Consider the following 14,393-nt stretch of genomic DNA (forward strand, 5'->3'; position numbering starts at 1 on the left):
GGGAGGGGGGCATAGGGTATCACTCAAGAAAGGAGCGGGCGGAGACTATCGGCCCCCGCCCGCAAGTCGAGGGTGCAGGACTTTCTCCCAGAGCCGGGATCAAGTTGCCAAAGAAAACTGACAAACTCCGTGGCGATTGGCAACCCACTTGCCAAAAGGCTGACGCGGGGTCACTTTCGACCCATGGGACGCACCGCCGACTACAGCCGCCAAAGCTGCTCCATCGCCGCGACGCTGGAAGTCATCGGCGACCCGTGGACGCTGCTGGTCATCCGCGACGCCTTCAACGGCGTCAGCCGGTTCGAGCAATGGCAGGAACGGCTGGGCGTCGCGCGCAACGTTCTGGCCGCGCGTCTGAAATCGCTAGTGCAGCACGGAGTGCTGGAGCCGCAGTTGTATTCTGAACGGCCACCGCGCAACGAATACATCCTTACTGCCCGGGGCAAGGATCTGTACGGCGTGCTGGTCACCCTGCATGCCTGGGGCGAGAAGCACGTCTATGGCGACGAAGCGTCCGGCGTGACCATGACCCACAAGACCTGCGGCCACGACCTGAAGCCCCGCATCGCCTGCGGCTGCTGCAACGAGATCGTCAAGCCCCGCGACATCGAAGTCCGCTGGGCCAAGGACCGCCCGACCGTCGGCGACATGCTGCCGAGGGAAGAGGCGGCCTAGGGGTGGCGGATGGACACGGCGGTCTAGCCGATGCCTTCGATCACTATGTTCTCCCCGCCCTGGCTGAATATCACCTAGCGGAGGCGGCACTATCCGCTGGCGCCGATGAAGCGGAGGCGTTGGTTAGGCGTCGAAGCCGGACTGCGGCAATCGAACTGCACCAGTTTGCAGATCGGGTACTTGTAGTCGACCCATCTTGGCTTCCGCAGGTCAAGAGCCCGACGGAAGTGCGGGAGTGGCTGGCAGGTACCCTGACGGGTGTGGGCGTGGAAGATGTTCGCTTAGTCGGCGATGTCGCTGATGGCTTCAAACACGTCCACTTGGCCAGGAAGTCGGCACAGATCGAAGGCGAGGCGTCCGCCAAGGTGAAGTCCATGCGCTACGGCCGTGGGGCCTATGGCGCAGGGAAGTTTGGCGGTGGGCCACAGATGGTGATTACAACGGGCGGTGGTCGCGAGCGTCAGCTATCTTCAATCTTACTGCACGTCGCAAATGGTTGGCTCGTCGTCCTGGGGCGCCCAGCAGTGAAGTCGCTAGCAGACCTGACTTAGTTGAAGCCGAACTCTTCGATGTGCCTTGGCATCACCCAACTCCCGCCCCACCCGTCACGCCCCACACCTCGCCGGTGACGAAGCTGGCTTCCTGAGAGGCGAGCAGGACGTAGATGGGGGCGATTTCGACCGGTTGGCCGGGGCGGCCGAAGGCGCTGTGGGCGCCGAACTGTTTCACCTTTTCCTGGGGCTGGCCGCCGCTGGGTTGCAGCACGGTCCAGAAGGGGCCGGGGGCGACGGCGTTCACGCGGATGCCCTTGTCAATCAGTTGCTTGGCCATGGCCTTGGTGTAGGCGACGATGCCCGCCTTGGTCGTGGCGTAGTCCAGCAGGATGTCCGACGGCTCATAGGCCTGGATCGAGGCGGTGGTGATGACCGAGGCGCCGGGGGGCAGGTGCGGCGCGGCGGCCTGGACGATCCAGTGCAGGGCGTACAGGTTGGTCTTCATCGTCTCGTCGAAGTCGGCGGTGGTGACCTGGGACACGTCCTGGCGGAACTGCTGGTGGCCGGCGTTGACGACCAGGATGTCCAGGCCGCCGAAAGCCTGGACCGTCTGTTCGACCATCTGGCGGCACCATGTCTCGTCCGTGATGTCACCGGGCAGGGCGAGCGCCTTGACCCCGGCCGTCTCGATCAGGGCGATGACTTCCCTTGCGTCCGACGCTTCCGACGGCAAGTAGCCGATGGCCACGTCTGCCCCCTCGCGCGCGTAGGCGATGGCGGTTGCACGGCCGAGACCGGAATCGCCGCCGGTGATCAGCGCCTTGCGACCCGCCAGGCGACCATGGCCCTGATAGCTGTCCTCGCCGTGATCGGGCCGGGGCTCCATCCGGGCGGCCAGACCCGGCTCGGGCTGTGGCTGCTCGGGGAAGGGCGGGCGCGGATATTGGTGGCGGGGATCCTGCATCGAAAGGCGGTCGACCATGACATCTCCTTGGAAGGGGCGATGTCAGGCAAACAGGCAGGGCTGGGGCGGGTTCCGGCGAGCCGATCCGATCAGACGCCCAGGATCCAGCCTTCTTCGCTCTCGACCTGCTGAATCAACGTCTCGTCGGCGCCCTTGGGCGGGGCGAAAGCCTTTTGCAGGTCGCCGGCGTCGTCCATCCGGGCGAAGGCCTCGGCTGTGGCGCGGACCTGGGCCTGGGTCTTGAACTCGCCGGCGGCGGGTTTGGCGTCGAACAGGGCGGGCCAGACCTCGACCACCAGGGCTGACAGGGGTTCGACGTCCGCCGTCGTCAGCTCTCGCCAGCCGGTGTTGAGCGGCCAGACGGCGGCCGAGGCGCCCAGCTTGTCCAGCAGGCGGCGCACCATCGGCACGCCCAGCAGGGTCAGGCCGCCGACGGCGCCCGCGCCGTGCATCTGCCAGACGCTCTTGGGGGCCAGTTTGACCTTTTTCGATGCGATTTCGGTGGCGCGGAATTCGGGGATGTCGGCGCCGGCGCCTTCCGGTGGCTTGGTGGTCGTCAGCCAGCGCTGGGCCTGTTTCGCCGGGGCGCCCCAGAAGGGCCAGGCCTGGTCGGTCACCAGCCGGTTGATCTTGGCCGCGACCTGGTAGCGGTTGTTGGTGTTGTCCGCCTTGTCGACCACGTTGGAGGACAGGAATTTGCCCATGGCGTCCCACGGGCGGCCGTCCAGCTTCAACCGCCCGGCCGTGCCGGCCGGGAAGCCGAAGTTGAAGTCGAAGCCGACCAGAACCCGGTCGCCGCGCTTGCGATGATCGGCCAGCAGGGAGGCCAGCAGGGCCTCGCCCTCGGCCCGCGTCGCGGCGTTATGGGTCTCGGTATAGAGGCGGAACCGCACGTCGCGCTTGGCCACGCCGATCCACAGCGACTGCTCGCCCAGCTTCTTGCCCTCGGCGGCGGTCCACTCGGCGATGATGTAGGCGTCGAACAGGCGGGCCACGGCGGGCTCCTTGGGCAGGCAAGTCAAAGGGACGGGGGGCTTCTAACGCCCCGCGGCGCGGACGGGAAGGGCCGGGCGAGCCTAGCTGGCCAGCAGGGCGTCCAGATGCGACAGCCAGCGCCGGCCCAGCCGCATGGCCTCGCCCGGCGATCCGGTCTGGGCCGCCAGATTGGCGTTCCACAGGCTGAGCTCGAACTCGGGATGGGCGCGGTCCTCGAACATCAGGCGCAGGACGACCCGCTCTGCGTCGGGGACATTGATGTCCAGCGTCTTGCGTGGCGCGCCCCGGCGGACCCGGGCGACCAGATGGCCATCGACGATGATCTCACCACCCTCGACCTCATCGACCTCGAAGACCAGACCATGCGTCCCGCACCGCCACAGGATCACCACCTGGGCGGCGTCGAAATCCAGCGCGGCCGCGCGTCCCTCGGCCGGGGACAGGGCCTCGGCGTCGGCCGGGCCGCCCATCGTCTTCTTCAGCGCGCGGCGCAGTCGCCGTCCCGGCTCCATCCACCAGGCGGTCGCCAGGGTCAGGGTGGCCAGGGCCGCCGCGGCCAGCGCGACCAGCAGGACGACCCGCAGGACGTCACCCATCGCTGGCGGTCTCCAGGTCCAGGTCGACGACGACCGGGACGTGGTCGCTGGGCTTTTCCATGTCGCGGGCGTCGCGGTGCGTCTCGATACCCCGGAAGCGGTCCGCCGCCTGGGGTGACAATAGGGCGAAGTCGATCCGAATACCGTGGTTCCGCTGCCAGGCGCCGGCCTGATAGTCCCAGAAGGTGTAGGTCCCGGCGGGCTCGCGGCCCAGTTCGTGGGAATCGGCCAGGCCCAGCCATTTCAGGGCGCGGAACGCCTCGCGGCTCTGCGGCTGGAACAGGGCGTCATCGACCCAGGCGGCCGGGTTTTTCGCGTCCTCCGGCGTCGGGATCACGTTGTAGTCGCCGCACAGGGCCAGCGGCTCCTCCAGCGCCAGCAGGGCGCGGGCGTGGGCGTTCAACCGCTCGAACCAGGCCAGCTTGTAGGCGAATTTTTCGGTCCCCGTGGGGTTGCCGTTGGGCAGGTAGATAGCGCCCACCCGGATCGGCAGCGGCGCTTCGACCAAGGCCTCGATATAACGCGCCTGCTCGTCGTTATCGTCACCCGGCAGACCGCGCCGCACGTCGGACAGCGGGTATTTCGAGAGTAGGGCGACGCCGTTGTAGGATTTCTGGCCGTGGGTCTCGACGTTGTAGCCGAGGTCCTCAAAAGCCTCGCGTGGGAATTTTTCGTCCACGCATTTGATTTCCTGGAAACACGCCACGTCGGGATTGGCGGCCTGCAACCACTCGAGGACAGTGGGCAGGCGGGCGTTGACGGAGTTTACGTTCCAGGTGGCGATGCGCATGGCGCAAGGCTAGGCGGACAGCGTCGGCCGGGCAAGGCGTCGCCGCCATGTCCGGCCGTGAGTGTTACTGTTGCTCAGACGAAGCTGCGACCGGGGTCATGGTGCAGCCGCCGCCGATGCGGATGGCGAGCGCGCAGGGATAGACCTGTGCGACGGCCTCGTCCTTCATGCGAGTGACATAGCCTTCGCCAGAGGCGCATTTGACCTCGATGAAGCGGCCATTGTCGTTCTGGCCCAGCAGTTGAATGCGTTGAGCATCGCAGTCGTCGATGTCCGTACCGACCAGCTTGGGCTTGAAGCCTGCGGCCTGTTCCTCGGCCGTGGTGAACTGACAGGTCAGGTTGGTTGACATCACCTCAAGGCAGTCCGTCTTGGTCCAACCTTGAGCCGCCTGCTCGATATGCCAACCATCGGCGCCGGGGCAGCCGACTTCATAGACCGTGTTTCCAGCGGGCGTTTTTCCAACAACCTGTGCTGCGTCGATTTCGCACGGCACGCCAGCCGCGCGAGCATAGCCTGCGAACACAGCCATCGTGTTCTGGTTGCCGGGAAGCGCGCAGGTCGATCCGGCGGGGACTTCGCCGCCTTGGGCGCGGAGGCGCTCGGCCTGGTTGGCCAGGATCAGGCAATCAAAGGTCTGCGGCGGGGTGGAGCTTTGCAGCAGGTAGCCGACGCCGCCGTCGCAGGCGACTTCGTACAAGTCGTTGTCGTCGTCGGTCCTGCCCAGCAGGGTCGCCTCGGTCACCCGGCACGACAGGCCCGCCGACGTGGCCACGCCCTGGGCGTTCGCTTTCACCTGTTCGGGCGAAGGCATGCGACCACGACGAGAGTTTTGAGCCTCGTCGATACGATCTTGAGTTCGGCGCGTCTCCCGTAACTGCTGTCGATCCCTTTCATTCTGACCCGACATTCCGGTCTGGCTCGGGGGAGGGATGGGGGTGATCTGTGCGGTGGCGGCCGAAGCCGTGAAAGTCATAGAAGCCGCAGCTAGAGAGGCGGCCACGACCAGCATGATGGACTTTAGAAAGCGCATGTGAGGTCCATGTGGAGTTGATGATAGGCGACGCTAATGCTGCGTCGCTCGGACTCCAAGGCAAAACAATTGCGAAACGGAAATGTTGAGCGGACCCACTCGCTAGTGATTTGAAATTGAAACCGCCCCTCGAAGGCGTCGAGGGGCGGTGCGGAACCGGTCAAAAGCTGAGTGAGCTTACTGTTGTTCGGCGGTCCCGGCGGCGATGGGGGTCATGGTGCAGCCGCCGCCGATGCGGACGGCAAGGGCACAGGGATAAATCTGGCCGATGGCATTGTCCTTGATGCGGGCGACATAGCCGTCGTTCGAGGCGCATTTGACCTCGATGAAGCGACCATTGTCGTTCTGGCCCAGCAACTGAATACGCTGGGCATCGCAGTCGTCGATGTCGGTGCCCGGCAGCAAGGCCTTGAAGCCGGCGACCTGTTCCTCGACGGTTGTGAATTCGCAGGTGAGGTTGGTGGACATGACCTCCAAACAGTCGGTTTTGGCCCATCCCTGAGCTGCCTGTTCGATGTGGTAACCGTCGGCGCCGGGGCAGCCAACCTCATAGACGACGTTACCAGCGGCGGTTTTGCCGACGACCTTGCCGGCGTCGACGGTGCAGGGCACGCCAGCCTGGCGGGCGTAGCCGGCCAGTACGATCAAGCCGTTCTGGTTAGCGGGCAGCGCGCAGGTCGATCCGGCGGGGACTTCGCCGCCCTGAGCGCGAGCGCGCTCGGCCTGGTTGGCCAGGATCAGGCAATCAAAGGTCTGCGGCGGCGTGGAGCTTTGCAGCAGGTAGCCGACGCCGCCGTCGCAGGCGACTTCGTACAGATCGTTGTCGTCGTCGGTCTTGCCCAGCAGGGTCGCCTCGGTCACTCGGCACGACAGGCCCGCCGACGTGACCACGGCCTGGGCGCTCGCCTTCACCTGTTCCGGCGAGGGCGCGCGATTTTGGCGCGATCTTCGATTCTGTTCGATCTGATCTCGCGCTGCTGATCGGTTCATCAGATTCAGGCGGTCTTGCGTTTGCTGTTGAGCTCCGGGCGTCGCTATATTGGGTTGTACGGTCGCTTGCGCCCGGGCGTCATGACCTAAGAAAACGAATATCGATGCTATTATTATGCATACAAGCCTAATCGATTGCATTTTCGTACCCATTTTTTAGTGATATACGCATGATTGGCACATATTCTTGCTTGTTCCAATGCTCGTACGGAAGCCTCTATGGACGAGTGTTACTGAGAGCGTGTAGGTAGAGAGTTTCTATTGGGAACGAACCCCTGCTTATGGATGAGCGTGATCGCGGAGAGCCGCCTATCTTGCCCATCCGCGGCCTGACCTATCTGCCCTTGACCACGCCCGCACTTGGCGAAGCGACCTCGGTCGCCGACGGCGTCCTGTGGTTGCGTCTGCCGCTGCCGTTCGCGCTGAACCACATCAATGTCTATGCGGTCGCGGACGGCGACGGCTGGTGGGTGATCGATACTGGCGTGAACACGGCTGCGTGCCGTGAGGGCTGGGAGATCGCATTCGGCGGCGCGCTGGGCGGGCGGGCGGTTCATCGGGTGCTGTGCACCCATATGCACCCTGACCATATCGGCCTGGCGGGCTGGATCGCGGAACGGTTTGGCGCGCCGCTGTCGATGTCGCGGCTGGAGTATGTGACGGCGCGGATGCTGCTGGCGGATACGGGTCAGCCGGCGCCCGAGGATGGGGCGTTGTTTTATCGTGCTGCGGGCTGGAATGATGCGCAGATCGAGAGTTGGCGCGCCGGCTTCGGCATGTTCGGGCGCGGGGTCGCGCCGATGCCGCAGAGCTATCATCGCCTGTCGGACGGCGACCGATTGACCATCGGCGGGCGCGAGTGGCGGATCGTGGTCGGGTCCGGCCACAGCCCCGAACATGTTTGCCTGTGGCGCGAGCAGGACGGAGTGTTCCTGAGCGGGGATCAGATCCTGCCGCGCATTTCATCCAATGTTTCGGTTTGGCCGACAGAGCCCGAGGCCGATCCATTGGGCGACTGGATGGACTCGCTGCGGATCCTGCGCGAGACCCTGCCGGAGGACCTGCTTGTCCTGCCGTCCCACGGCGAGCCGTTCCGCGGTGTGCATACGCGGCTGGAGGCGCTGACCCGCGGGCATGAGGTGACGTTGAAGCGACTGTTGCGGCGGCTGAAGACGCCAGCGCGGTCCGTCGACGTATTCGGCAGCCTGTTCGCCCGCCCGATCGACGACGGCGTGCTGGGCATGGCCACGGGCGAGAGTCTGGCCCATCTCAACTATCTGGACAGGCGCGGCCGCGCCCGGCGTCAACGCGACGACCAAGGCGTGGACTGGTGGTCGGCGATATCAGGGAGCGATACATGAGTGAGAACATCAAGACGACACTGAATGACGGCGTCCTCAGCGTCGTCATGGCGCGGCCGGACAAGAAAAACGCCATCACCCAGGCGATGTACCACGCCATGGCCGAGGCGGCCGAGCGGGCGAAGGGTGACGACACCGTGCGCGTGCTGCTGATCCGGGCCGAGGGCGACGCCTTTTCGGCGGGCAACGACATCGCCGATTTCATCGCCTTCAGCTCGCAGGCTCAAGAACCGGGCGATCTGCCGGCTTTCCGCTTCCTGAGGGCCATGGCCGAACTGGACAAGCCGGTGGTGGCGGCGGTGCGCGGCCGGGCGGTGGGGATCGGCCTGACCATGCTGCTGCATTGCGACATGGTAGTGGTGGCCGAGGACGCGCTGCTGTCCGTGCCGTTCGTGAACCTGGCGCTGGCGCCCGAGGCAGCGTCGTCACTGCTGTTGCCGCTGGCCGTGGGGCACCAGCGGGCGTTCGAACTATTCGCCCTGGGCGAGGCCATCGATGGGCGCACGGCGCATGCCTGGGGTCTGGCCAACCGGGTCGTCCCGGCTGATCAGGTCGAGGTGGAGGCTGACCGATTGGCGACAGCACTGGCTGCGCGGGCGCCGAACTCCGTGCGCCGGACCAAGGCCCTGATGCGCGACGCGGAAGGCATGTGGGCGCTGATGCAGAAGGAAGGCGCGATCTTTGGGGCGCAGATGAAAAGCCCAGAGGCGATGGAGGCCTTCATGGCCTTCAGCCAGAAGCGCGCGCCGGATTTTTCAAAGATCGGTTGATCGGGCGGCGGCGCGGGCGTAGGTGCGCGCGCCCATGTCCGTTTCCGCCCCCGCAACCATCCCGACGCTTGAAGTCGAACAGCCCGCCGACGCCGCCGCCGTTGAGGCGTTGGTGACGGCCGCGTTCGGCCCGGGTCGGTTCGCCAAGACGGCCGAGCGGCTGCGCGAAGGGGCCCGTCCGGCCGCCGCCTTTGTGGCGCGCGAGGGGGGCGGGGTTATCGGCTCGGTTCGGCTGTGGTCGATCACGGTTGGGGACACCCCGGCGCTGTTCCTGGGGCCGATCGCCGTGGATGCGGCGGAACGGCGGTCCGGCGTCGGCGGGGAGTTGGTGGCGGCCTGTCTGGCGTTCGCGCGAGAAGCCGGGACGGGCGGCGTTCTGCTGGTCGGCGAGCCGCCCTATTTCTCCCGTTTCGGCTTCGGCGCGGCGCCGCAAGCGCAAATGCCGGGGCCGGTCGATCAGCGTCGGGTGATGTGGGCGCCGATGACCGTCGATACGGTCGTCGGGCCGGTGCGGAAGGCGGGCTGAGCCTTTCCCCCACGTCGCGACGCGCCTAAGTCTGGACGTGACATGAGCGAGGATCGGGAAAACAGGGGATTGGCCGGCGTTGCCGAAGCCGCGCGCGCGGCGCCGGAGCGCGGCCTTCCGCCCGTGCATCTGTGGAACCCGGCCCATTGCGGCGACATCGACATCGTCATCCGCGCCGACGGGGTGTGGACGCACGAAGGCTCACCCATCGGACGGGCGCCGCTGGTGCGGCTGTTCTCGACCGTATTGAGGAAGGATCCGGACGGCTACCATCTGGTCACGCCGGTCGAGAAGCTGAGGATCACGGTTCAGGACCTGCCGTTCCGCGCGGTGGCCGTCGAACGCATCAATGATCAATGGGTGTTTACGACCGACGTCGGCGACCGGACCGAAGCGGGGGCGGATCACGCTATCGTGGTCGAGACCGATCCGGCGACGGGCGAGCCGGCGCCCCGCGTGCACGTTCGGGCCGACCTGTGGGCGCGGATCGCGCGGCCGGTCTTCTATGAACTGGTCGAGGCGGCGACGTTGGAGGATGGCCGGCTGTGGGTTTCGTCGGGCGGATCGCGGTTCGACCTGGGCGGGGTCGGGGCATGAGCCTGAATACCCTGCGGCATCGGCTGGTCCAGAGTCTGGACCCGATCTCGGACTGGTCGCCCGAGCGGGCCGCGCATCGGTCAGATTTCGACCTGAACCCGGATGCGCCCCGGCCCGAGCGGCTGTTGCGGCCCGCCGCAGTGCTGATCCCGATCATCGCCCGGCCCGGGGGGGCGACCGTGCTGATGACGCGGCGGTCCGACAGTCTGGCCAGTCATACGGGCCAGATCGCCTTTCCCGGCGGGCGTCTGGATCCCGGCGAGACGGCGGCCGAGGCGGCCCTGCGCGAGGCGTGGGAAGAGGTGGCGCTGGACCCGGCGGTGGTCGAGGTGCTGGGCCTGGGCGACGGCTATGAGACGGGTACGGGCTTCATGGTTACGCCGGTGATCGGCTGGCTGAAGACCCCGCCGGTCGTCACGCCATCGCCGGACGAAGTGGCCGAGGTGTTCGAGACGCCGTGGGACTTCCTGATGGACCCGGTCAATCACCGTCGCGACTATTATGATCCGGAGGACGGACCGCGCCGCTGGTTCTGGGCCATGCCGTGGGAGGATCGTTATATCTGGGGTGTGACAGCGGGGATCCTGAAGGCCTTGCGCGGCCGGTTGTACGGCCGCGAGGATGATCCCGGCGCCTGCGCGGCGGAGGACGCGGCGTGAGCGGCTTCAGCGTCGGCGACCAACCCTGGCTGACGGCGTCGGCCACCCATGCGGTCATGGATGCGCTGGAGGTGGCGGGCGGACCGGATTGCGCCCGTTTCGTCGGCGGCAGCGTGCGCAATGCTGTGCTGGGCCAGCCGGTGGACGATATCGACATCGCCACAACCCTGACGCCGGACGCGGTGGTGGCGGCGTTGAAGGCGGCGGGATTACGCTCTGTCCCGACCGGGATCGACCACGGCACGGTGACGGCGATCTCGGATCGGCGGCCTTATGAGATCACGACCCTGAGGCGCGATGTGACGACCGATGGGCGCAACGCCACGGTCGCCTTCACCACCGACTGGGCCGAGGACGCGGCGCGGCGGGATTTCCGGCTGAACGCCCTGTATGCCGACAGGGCGGGACGGATCATAGATCCGACCGGCGCGGGGCTGGACGATGCGCGGGCGGGGCGGATCGTCTTCGTCGGCGAGGCCGAGACGCGGATTCGCGAGGATTATTTGCGCATCCTGCGCTTCTTCCGGTTCTACGCCTGGTACGGCCGGGGTGAGCCCGATGCAGGGGCGATGGCGGCCTGTGCGGCGCTGAAGGACGGCATGGGCCGGCTGTCGGCCGAGCGGGTGACAAAGGAGTTGCTGAAGCTGCTGGCGGCGCCCGATCCGCGTAGCGCAGTCGCGGCGATGGAACGGGCGGGCGTGCTGGAGCGCGTGCTGCCCGGCTCACAGGGGCACGGGCGGTTCGAGGCGCTGTGCGGCCTGTCGGACGACGCGTTGCTGCGGCTGTCCGCGCTGTCGCGGCCGGACGCGGACTCTGGCCTGGCCACGGCCCGGTTGCGGCTGTCGAACGCCCAGAGGGACCGACTGATCGGCGCGCTGGACACCGAGGCGTCGCTGGACATCAGCGACCGGCAGGCGCGGGCGCTGATTTATCGGTGGGGCGGCGGCGTGGTGGCGGACCAAGTCACACTGGCCTGGGCGGATGCGCCGGAGCGGGGCGAGGACGCCACGCGGTTGTTGGATCTGGCGGCGCAATGGTCGCCGCCGTCGATGCCCGTCGGCGGGGCGGACGTGCGGGCGCTGGGACTGGCGCCGGGCCCGTTGACCGGGCAGGCGTTGAAGGCGTTCGAGGTTGGTTGGATCGCCGACGACTTTCCGAACGAGGGCCATGCCGAACGGCTGGCGGCCATCCTGGACGAACTCAGGCCGCAGGAGTGATCCGCACGACGACCGGGTGGTGGTCCGATCCGGTCGGCTGACCCAACTGGCGCCCGACGAAGGCCAGGTCGGGCGAGCGATAGACCTGATCGATGGTGATACGCAGCGGGGCGGGCAGTTTGGAATGCCAGGTCCCGGGCCAGCCGGGCGCCGGGATCAGGCCGACTTCGTCCTGAACCTGACGGCCGATGCGGGCGCTGGAGACGCTGTTGAAATCGCCGGCGACCACGACGGGCCCGGTCATGGGGCGCCGCAGGTCGGCCAGCGCCCGAACCTGAAGGATCTGACCCCACTGGAACTGATAGGGCCACGGTCGCGTCAGGTGCACCCCGATCACGTTCAGCGGCCCGAAGGGCGTGTCCGCTCGCGCGCTGACATCGGCCAGATCGTCGCGGTAGCGGGGCAGGGCCGTCAGCGGATAGCGCGAGGCGATCAGTGAGCGGGCCGGGCCGCTGCGTCGGGTCGAGCGGGGCGAGGCGACACGGTGGGGATAGCCGGCCAGCAGAGTGTCCATCCCGGTGGCGGGCGCGTCGCCCATCTCGATCAGGACGATGATATCGGGGTCGGCCGCCTGGATCGACCGGCGCATGGCGGCCACGTCCTCGTTCCAGGCCCACAGGTTGGCGGAATACAGAGTGACCACGGGCGCGCCTTTGCGTGGACGGCCCGTGGGCGGAAACCACTGGGGCCAGACGGCGATCAGCAGCAACAGCGCGCCCAATGCCGCGACGCCCGTGGCCACCGGTTGCCGCAACAAGGCCATTGCGAGAGCCAGCAGGACGGCGGCCGTCAGGGCCGGGGCCGTGAACTGGGCGAAGATGTCGACCCACCGGTGCCCGTGACCGCTAAGCGCGGCCACGGCGGGCACGAAAGGGATCAGCGCCAGCCCGATGAGCGCCACCTGGATCGCACGACGCAGAACGGCGTTCAAAGCGGATCGCGACATGCGGTCTTGCCTTTCCGGGCCGGGGCGGTGCGTGATGGTCGGCGTTGCGACGCCAAGGGGGAGGGCGACGGCATGGCCAAGCGGAACATTGGGGATATCGAGAAAATCTGGTCGAATGTCGAGGGCGTGAAGAAGCTCTCGGACCGGGTGATCGGCATCGGCCCATTCGGACTGGGGCTGGACGCCCTGCTGACCTGGGTGCCGGTGGTGGGCACGGTCTATACCGTCGGCACAGGCGGCTGGCTGTTCGTGCAGGGGCTGCGGGCCAAGGCGGGGCCGGGCACCCTGGCGCGGATGGCCGCCTATATGGCGTTCGACACGGCGACCGGAACGGTGCCCCTGCTGGGCGATGCCGTGGATACGCTGTTTCCCGGCCAGCTGCTGGCGGCGCGTGCTCTGCAAAAGGATATTGAGACGACCCACTGGGTCGAGGCGAACGAGGCCGAGGCCCGCGCCAGCGGCGACCACGATCGGCATCTCGAGGAGATGCGGAGCGATCCGAAGAAGAAGCGGATCGTCTATCTGCACGACTGACGGCGCCGCCTCATCGGCCCCGGACATGATGGCCGGGCCGAAATTATCGCGTCGGATCAAGGGGCGATCCGTTTCTGGCCCGCCGCGACCCGCCTGATCTGGCGGCGACCGCAGACTGGTCTTCATCATTCGGATGGAGACCTTGATGAGCGACGATCTCAGCGCCCGGCTGGGCCTGCCCTATCTGGCGGCGGGCCAGCTTCAGAAACACGTCACCCTGAACGAGGCCCTGACCCGGCTGGACGCCCTGGTGCAGGCGGCCGTGGTCAGCCGCACGGTGGGGACGCAGCCCGCGACGCCTGACGATGGCGCCCTTTACATCCTGCCGTCCGGCGCAACCGGCACGGCGTGGAGCGGCAGACCGGCAGGCGCGCTGGTGCGGGCTGAAGCGGGCGGCTGGACTACCGTGCCGGTGGCGGAGGGCGCCATCGTCGCCGTGCTGGATCAGGCCGAAATTGTTTGTCTCCGCGACGGCGCGTGGGTCGCGCTGGGCCAGCATCTGCGCCGACTGGGCGTCAACACTGCCGCAGACGACGCCAACCCCGTGGCGATCAAGGTCAACAAGGCGCTGCTGACTGCCCTGGGAGCAGGCGAAGGTGGTGACGGCGACCTGAGAGTCACGCTGAACAAGGAGGCGGCGGGCGACGTCCTGTCGTTGTTGTTCCAGAGCGGGTGGGGTGGCCGGGCCGAGATCGGCCTGATAGGCGGCGACGACCTGACGATCAAGGTCAGCGCCGATGGCGGAACCTGGCGCGAGGCGCTGTCCATTGATCGCACGACCGGCCGCACCTGGTTCGCCGGCGGGGCCATGCGGATTCACACGACGGTGCTGGAGGCGGAGGGCGCTTATGTTCCGCCGGTCTGGGCGCGGATCGTCACGGCGCGGCTCGTGGGCGGCGGCGGAGGTGGCGGCTCAGGCGCTGTGGGCGCATCCGGCGCGCGGTCCGGTGGCGCCGGCGGCGGTGGTGGCGGCCTGGTCGAAGCCTGTTGGCCGGTTGAGGCGCTATCAGGCGGCCTTTCGGTGATTGTGGGCGCTGGCGGGACCGGGGGCGCGGCGCGGACGACCGGCGCCGGAGCCATAGGCGCGGACGGCCAGTTCAGCCGTGTGTCGGACTCGAACGGAACCCTGCTGACGGCCTTTGGGGGCAAGGGCGGCCGAGGCGGTGACGCGACCGGCGGCCCGGGCGGCGCGGGCGGATACGGGGGCAACGCTGGTGGCGCGGCCAGACCGGCAGAGGCCGGGAG

Annotated in this window: 16 protein-coding genes; 9 read left to right on the forward strand and 7 right to left on the reverse strand. The window is 67.5% G+C overall.

The window, feature by feature from the left end; translation table 11 throughout:
* Window positions 1-183 precede the first annotated feature (183 nt).
* Window positions 184-675, forward strand: coding sequence for a helix-turn-helix domain-containing protein (locus EON91_RS11910; protein ID WP_292095004.1), 492 nt, complete (start codon window positions 184-186; stop codon window positions 673-675).
* Window positions 676-1,257: 582 nt separating this feature from the next.
* Here EON91_RS11910 and EON91_RS11915 read toward each other — a convergent pair.
* The 6 genes from EON91_RS11915 to EON91_RS11940 form a co-directional block, all read right to left on the reverse strand.
* Window positions 1,258-2,151, reverse strand: coding sequence for an SDR family oxidoreductase (locus tag EON91_RS11915; protein ID WP_292095007.1), 894 nt, complete (start codon window positions 2,149-2,151; stop codon window positions 1,258-1,260).
* 71 nt (window positions 2,152-2,222) lie between these two features.
* Window positions 2,223-3,128, reverse strand: a complete 906-nt coding sequence (locus EON91_RS11920) for a cobalamin biosynthesis protein CbiG (protein WP_292095008.1) — start codon at window positions 3,126-3,128, stop codon at window positions 2,223-2,225.
* 81 nt (window positions 3,129-3,209) lie between these two features.
* Entirely contained in the window at window positions 3,210-3,725 is a 516-nt protein-coding gene (locus EON91_RS11925; RefSeq protein ID WP_292095009.1) for a hypothetical protein, read from the reverse strand.
* A complete protein-coding gene (gene xth, locus EON91_RS11930) occupies window positions 3,718-4,515 on the reverse strand; it encodes an exodeoxyribonuclease III (RefSeq protein ID WP_292095010.1) in 798 nt (265 codons plus the stop codon). Before xth ends, EON91_RS11925 begins: the two co-directional genes overlap by 8 nt.
* Window positions 4,516-4,579: 64 nt before the next feature.
* The gene (locus EON91_RS11935) at window positions 4,580-5,527 is read right to left on the reverse strand and encodes a hypothetical protein (protein WP_292095013.1); all 948 of its coding nucleotides are present in this window, start codon (window positions 5,525-5,527) and stop codon (window positions 4,580-4,582) included.
* A gap of 198 nt (window positions 5,528-5,725) precedes the next feature.
* Window positions 5,726-6,538 (reverse strand): hypothetical protein, encoded by an 813-nt coding sequence (locus EON91_RS11940; protein WP_292095015.1) that lies wholly within the window; start codon window positions 6,536-6,538, stop codon window positions 5,726-5,728.
* Between the two features lie 314 nt (window positions 6,539-6,852).
* Between EON91_RS11940 and EON91_RS11945 the strand changes: the two genes are divergently transcribed.
* From EON91_RS11945 to EON91_RS11970, 6 genes are read left to right on the forward strand one after another with little or no spacing between them, the layout of a single operon-like run.
* On the forward strand, window positions 6,853-7,899 hold the full coding sequence (locus tag EON91_RS11945; protein ID WP_292095017.1) for an MBL fold metallo-hydrolase: 1,047 nt from the start codon (window positions 6,853-6,855) through the stop codon (window positions 7,897-7,899).
* The gene (locus tag EON91_RS11950) at window positions 7,896-8,669 is read left to right on the forward strand and encodes an enoyl-CoA hydratase (RefSeq protein WP_292095020.1); all 774 of its coding nucleotides are present in this window, start codon (window positions 7,896-7,898) and stop codon (window positions 8,667-8,669) included. The genes EON91_RS11945 and EON91_RS11950 overlap by 4 nt, the downstream gene beginning before the upstream one ends.
* 34 nt (window positions 8,670-8,703) lie before the next feature.
* Window positions 8,704-9,195: an N-acetyltransferase gene (locus EON91_RS11955; protein ID WP_292095022.1), complete on the forward strand. Its 492-nt coding sequence runs from the start codon at window positions 8,704-8,706 to the stop codon at window positions 9,193-9,195.
* Window positions 9,196-9,237: 42 nt separating this feature from the next.
* Window positions 9,238-9,792, forward strand: a complete 555-nt coding sequence (locus EON91_RS11960) for a DUF1285 domain-containing protein (RefSeq protein ID WP_292095025.1) — start codon at window positions 9,238-9,240, stop codon at window positions 9,790-9,792.
* Window positions 9,789-10,451, forward strand: coding sequence for a CoA pyrophosphatase (locus EON91_RS11965; RefSeq protein ID WP_292095027.1), 663 nt, complete (start codon window positions 9,789-9,791; stop codon window positions 10,449-10,451). The genes EON91_RS11960 and EON91_RS11965 overlap by 4 nt, the downstream gene beginning before the upstream one ends.
* Window positions 10,448-11,668 carry a CCA tRNA nucleotidyltransferase gene (locus tag EON91_RS11970; protein ID WP_292095029.1) on the forward strand — a complete coding sequence of 407 codons (1,221 nt, stop codon included), beginning with the start codon at window positions 10,448-10,450 and terminating at the stop codon, window positions 11,666-11,668. The genes EON91_RS11965 and EON91_RS11970 overlap by 4 nt, the downstream gene beginning before the upstream one ends.
* Here the strand turns inward: EON91_RS11970 and EON91_RS11975 are convergent.
* A complete protein-coding gene (locus EON91_RS11975; RefSeq protein ID WP_292095032.1) occupies window positions 11,652-12,614 on the reverse strand; it encodes an endonuclease/exonuclease/phosphatase family protein in 963 nt (320 codons plus the stop codon). The genes EON91_RS11970 and EON91_RS11975 overlap by 17 nt on opposite strands.
* A gap of 72 nt (window positions 12,615-12,686) precedes the next feature.
* Here EON91_RS11975 and EON91_RS11980 point away from each other — a divergent pair, with 72 nt between their 5' ends.
* On the forward strand, window positions 12,687-13,148 hold the full coding sequence (locus tag EON91_RS11980; RefSeq protein WP_292095035.1) for a DUF4112 domain-containing protein: 462 nt from the start codon (window positions 12,687-12,689) through the stop codon (window positions 13,146-13,148).
* A 145-nt stretch (window positions 13,149-13,293) separates the two neighbouring features.
* The coding region (locus EON91_RS11985; protein ID WP_292095038.1) for a DUF2793 domain-containing protein at window positions 13,294-14,393 on the forward strand (1,100 nt) is incomplete at its 3' end.

It is taken from the genome of Brevundimonas sp., from assembly GCF_004210735.1.
In the GTDB taxonomy this organism is placed as follows: Bacteria; Pseudomonadota; Alphaproteobacteria; order Caulobacterales; family Caulobacteraceae; genus Brevundimonas.

Excerpts from the sequence above, each read along its gene's own strand:
- EON91_RS11940 (WP_292095015.1), bottom strand. The coding sequence starts at position 6,538 with ATGAACCGATCAGCAGCGCGAGATCAGATCGAACAGAATCGAAGATCG.
- EON91_RS11955 (WP_292095022.1), top strand. The coding sequence starts at position 8,704 with ATGTCCGTTTCCGCCCCCGCAACCATCCCGACGCTTGAAGTCGAACAG.
- EON91_RS11975 (WP_292095032.1), bottom strand. The coding sequence starts at position 12,614 with ATGTCGCGATCCGCTTTGAACGCCGTTCTGCGTCGTGCGATCCAGGTG.
- EON91_RS11910 (WP_292095004.1), top strand. The coding sequence starts at position 184 with ATGGGACGCACCGCCGACTACAGCCGCCAAAGCTGCTCCATCGCCGCG.
- EON91_RS11925 (WP_292095009.1), bottom strand. The coding sequence starts at position 3,725 with ATGGGTGACGTCCTGCGGGTCGTCCTGCTGGTCGCGCTGGCCGCGGCG.
- EON91_RS11935 (WP_292095013.1), bottom strand. The coding sequence starts at position 5,527 with ATGCTGGTCGTGGCCGCCTCTCTAGCTGCGGCTTCTATGACTTTCACG.
- EON91_RS11950 (WP_292095020.1), top strand. The coding sequence starts at position 7,896 with ATGAGTGAGAACATCAAGACGACACTGAATGACGGCGTCCTCAGCGTC.
- EON91_RS11915 (WP_292095007.1), bottom strand. The coding sequence starts at position 2,151 with ATGGTCGACCGCCTTTCGATGCAGGATCCCCGCCACCAATATCCGCGC.
- xth (WP_292095010.1), bottom strand. The coding sequence starts at position 4,515 with ATGCGCATCGCCACCTGGAACGTAAACTCCGTCAACGCCCGCCTGCCC.
- EON91_RS11960 (WP_292095025.1), top strand. The coding sequence starts at position 9,238 with ATGAGCGAGGATCGGGAAAACAGGGGATTGGCCGGCGTTGCCGAAGCC.
- EON91_RS11980 (WP_292095035.1), top strand. The coding sequence starts at position 12,687 with ATGGCCAAGCGGAACATTGGGGATATCGAGAAAATCTGGTCGAATGTC.
- EON91_RS11965 (WP_292095027.1), top strand. The coding sequence starts at position 9,789 with ATGAGCCTGAATACCCTGCGGCATCGGCTGGTCCAGAGTCTGGACCCG.